This window comes from Vibrio sp. 14N.309.X.WAT.E.F5 (genome assembly GCF_030397615.1).
GTDB lineage: Bacteria > Pseudomonadota > Gammaproteobacteria > Enterobacterales > Vibrionaceae > Vibrio > Vibrio lentus.
On record NZ_JAPNXR010000036.1, the window covers coordinates 1 to 3,745 of the forward strand.

5 protein-coding genes are annotated in these 3,745 nt (G+C 40.4%); 1 reads left to right on the forward strand and 4 read right to left on the reverse strand.

Annotated features, from left to right (window positions below):
• Window positions 1–131 precede the first annotated feature (131 nt).
• Window positions 132–503 (forward strand): phage protein, encoded by a 372-nt coding sequence (locus OW495_RS22935; RefSeq protein ID WP_076646409.1) that lies wholly within the window; start codon window positions 132–134, stop codon window positions 501–503.
• Window positions 504–553: 50 nt separating this feature from the next.
• On the opposite strand, the gene OW495_RS22940 is transcribed toward OW495_RS22935, so the two are convergent.
• From OW495_RS22940 to OW495_RS22955, 4 genes are all read right to left on the reverse strand, one after another.
• Window positions 554–739, reverse strand: coding sequence for a hypothetical protein (locus OW495_RS22940; protein ID WP_017088003.1), 186 nt, complete (start codon window positions 737–739; stop codon window positions 554–556).
• A 738-nt stretch (window positions 740–1,477) separates the two neighbouring features.
• The gene (locus tag OW495_RS22945) at window positions 1,478–2,902 is read right to left on the reverse strand and encodes a zonular occludens toxin domain-containing protein (protein ID WP_289888543.1); all 1,425 of its coding nucleotides are present in this window, start codon (window positions 2,900–2,902) and stop codon (window positions 1,478–1,480) included.
• A 1-nt stretch (window position 2,903) separates the two neighbouring features.
• Window positions 2,904–3,248, reverse strand: coding sequence for a hypothetical protein (locus OW495_RS22950; RefSeq protein WP_289888545.1), 345 nt, complete (start codon window positions 3,246–3,248; stop codon window positions 2,904–2,906).
• A 3-nt stretch (window positions 3,249–3,251) separates the two neighbouring features.
• The coding region (locus OW495_RS22955) for a hypothetical protein (protein ID WP_289888546.1) at window positions 3,252–3,745 on the reverse strand (494 nt) is incomplete at its 5' end.

The following is a 3,745-nucleotide window of genomic DNA, read 5'->3' on the forward strand; positions in this document are numbered from 1 at the left end:
ATTAGCACTGATGGCAGCCACCCCAAATAAAGCACTAGCCAACTGCGTATTATGTGAGTTTACGTTAAATGCGTCTAGTTACATAACTATCACTAATGTATATAAACCCTTTTATAATAAAAGGGTAATATATGCACCATCGAAAAATGACCGAGAATTACATTTTTCGTGAATACATTTGTTGTATAAGCAAGGAAGAAACAGCAAATCTATGTTTTAAAACTGTGAGAACTGTCACAGGTTGGGATGATGGAAAACCAATACCCCCTGAATGCAAAAGGCTTATGAGAATGGCAAAAGGTCGAGAGTTGAACGACTCGAAAGACTGGGAGCAATTCAAAATGCATAGACAAGGGTTAGAACTACCAACAGGCCAAACGGTGACAGCACAGCAAGTTTTAGCAGGAATAGCCCTGTTAGAGATCCAATCCGAAATAGAAATAAAAACATCGAGGTACTTGTTGAAAACAGCAAGGGCTATAGCAAATATAAAATCTAGATAGAAAAAAGCCCCGAGGAGGGGCTTTATAATGTCACCAGTGACGGGGCTCATTTAGTGCATTGAAACCATACGCCCTGTGTGAACGTCTTTCAAAACTCCAACTGTAAGATTTTCATAATCACACATAACAGATGCAGCTTGTTTAACGTCGGATTCTCTATCCTGTGGAATCCAAAGTGTAACTTTCTTGAACCCTTTAGATTTCATCTTATCTTCATATTTCTTATTTCGACTCATTGAACCACCTCCCTATACAAACATTTGATCACAATCGATAGTAAGGTGCAAGACTCACTTCGTTCAAACACTGGCGCACTACGTTTGCGAATACAGTCGAGGAGCACTAGCACTATGTTAGTGCTCCAATAGAATCGATAACTGGAAGTGCCCTGCACCAAAAAGAAGGCTTAGCAGGGCGGGGGGATTAGTACGAGTCGCGTCAGGTTCACTATAATAATAAACCCGCTTTCTCGCTGTGCAAGACGGATGGACAACGAGCAAGAGGGTACATTTGTATATATGCAGTAGCAGAACCAACAGCGAACCAAAAACCAAAAAAGACACACAGAACGCAACCTAAGCGACGAAGTTAAATGGCTTTACTTATGTAAAGCAAAAGGAAATTGCGCCTTAAAATGGATTTAGATAAAAGCAATATGTAATCAATGTAATAATTAAATTTAAATTGTGAATTCTAATGCAAATTTAAAATGTCAAGAATTGACTTTTAAATTAAATTTTATTTTTAAAATTGATATGAAACGACTAGCAAAATACGTCAAAAGGTCATAAACAAATAAAGCCACTAGAAGACCAACAAAACCGTACATAGCGAGAGATTGAGCAATCATATCGATATCATCAGCCGTTATATTTATACTTTGCATAAAGAACCTCATTAAAATTTATATTATCATCATGCCGCGCCGCGTTCGCTGTTCAGCTCTCACGACTCACGCTATGCGGCAAAGAAAATTACATACTAAAAATATCAACAGACCTTTGAACATTATCAACTCTACCACTCATTAAATCGTTACTTTCAGAAGCAATAGCAACGCCACTCGATGTAGGTGGACACGTTAAGACCCTCGACACTGATTTAGAGTGCACTTGAATCAAACAATCATCAATCAATTCAAAGCGGTAACCGTAGCGATTCAACACAGCCGAGCGTATATAAAAGGTGTCTACACCTTTATCTATTCTAAAGACAAAATCCGAATACTCACCAAACCCCTTTGGATAAACCGTCCTATTTACCGACGTAAGATAGACCGCTGTAGAACCGTTAAACACAGGAAAAGCATCAAAGAAAGGATTCACAGCATCAGGAAGACTTTCAGAAGAACCTTGAGAATTAGCATTGCTAGAACCCACCCGAACAGAACTTTCCCCATCTTCGATAGGAGCATTTTCAGATACTGAAACGTTAGTCGAATTGGATAGAGTAGCCGAGTCGGAAACGGCAGCTGGCGAATCAACCGTTTGAACTTCACCCACATCAGAATCAGATAGTACATAAGATAAATCCCATATAAATTTGCCAATGGCCACGACACCGATAAGGATCGCAAGAATGAATTTTGGAGACTTCAAAGCCGAGATGTCAGACTTAGTCGCGTTAAAACCTCCCGTTCCCGTAGACTTATAAAGCGCGAATACATCAATAGGAATTTTCTTAGTCGAACTACTAGCCATATCGGCCTTAGTGGAAGGAGATGTCTTAGTTGACTTAGGAGAATGATTATAGATTCGAGGCTTACGACTTCGAAAGAACGTATCCGTTGAACGATGAGAATAAGCTTCTCCGGCACACCCTTTTAGCCAAGTGGGAATTGCAGTGTAGTCAGGTGTAAGCATGACAATATCCCATTGGTATTTTCTATGTCGCGTGAATGCGCCATAAAAATCGAACGGGTAAAGAAGCCTATTGTTTTCATCAAACTGAGTACGTTCACAATCATCAACATCCCCTACTTCGAACGAATCAGGGTCAACAGGAAGCCAGCGAGAATAGAACAGTTCTGAAAAGTCTTTAGGTAGATAATCCACGAACTCTGAAAGCGGTTTTCTTAAAAACTTCTCACGCTTGAATCCAGCTTCAGAACAATATAAATCCTGACACTCATCAATAACAATGAATGCCCCAATTGGCATCCAGTTAAACCAGTTTTGCCAAAGCATCACCCCCTCAGAAGATCGCGAAAAGATTCGAATCAATCGTGCTGAATCTGGAAACTTTTCACCTAACAACTCCTCGATAGATTCTTTAGGTTTCAAACCCTCAATATTAGTGACCACGATACGCCCCTCACGTAGAGCAGGAAGCACTTCAAACCATGTAACGTAAGCAGTTTTATAAGCCCCGTTAGAGCCATGACGAAAGGAAACAGCCATATCACCACCCCATAATTCTAAGCACAAATGCCGTAGCAAACGCATCAACGATAATTCGAACTGAATCAACAATGCCGAACTGGTAACAGGCAAAGCGTAAGTCTGAGGGAAGCTTGTTAAAAGCCATGTTCAACACCGTATAGACCTCATATTCAGAAAGCAGCAAAGAGGCAACGTTATAAGCCATCTCTAGCATTTGGATTTTTAAGTAGATATAGAGCTTAATGAACCAAAACCATGCATAGGTGAACAAGTCCATAAACAAGTCCGGTATAGTGGCGAAGAAGTCGTAAATACTGCCGAAGACCGTAACAATGTAATCAAGTGCACTGTAGAAATATTCCATGATTTATACCTTAGAGCGACCAGAAGAAAGCAAAATAAAGCCAGCTAATAGAGTAGCGATGAATAAGATAACGGTTCGAATCATATTGGTGTTGTTAGAGCCTAAAGAGTTGAACAAGTTGAACCCAACATCAACATTCCACCGACTCAGGGAGAACGTTGTAGACTCGTATGAGCCGTCAGAGAAAGACATTTGACCAAGCTTTAGAGGGGATTGTTTTATTGTACTTTCAAGCGTTTTTTCTAGCTGTTCAACTTCAGCCTCGATTAAACCAATTGAATTAGACATAACCGTGTTACCAACATAACCGTCGCCATTACCTGGTGCAGTGAATGAACCTGATTTTCCAAAGAAACTTTGAAGAGTATCTTGTAATTGAGCTTTTGTTAGACCATCACCATTATTAGAACCACCACCAGTAGAACCACCGCCAGTAGAACCACCACCAGTCTCACCACCGCCAGTCTCACCACCACCAGTCTCACCACCACCAGTCT

Bases quoted from the DNA above. Each gene is read 5' to 3' on its own strand.
- OW495_RS22935 (WP_076646409.1), top strand. From the start codon at position 132: ATGCACCATCGAAAAATGACCGAGAATTACATTTTTCGTGAATACATT.
- OW495_RS22940 (WP_017088003.1), bottom strand. From the start codon at position 739: ATGAGTCGAAATAAGAAATATGAAGATAAGATGAAATCTAAAGGGTTC.
- OW495_RS22945 (WP_289888543.1), bottom strand. From the start codon at position 2,902: ATGGCTGTTTCCTTTCGTCATGGCTCTAACGGGGCTTATAAAACTGCT.
- OW495_RS22950 (WP_289888545.1), bottom strand. From the start codon at position 3,248: ATGGAATATTTCTACAGTGCACTTGATTACATTGTTACGGTCTTCGGC.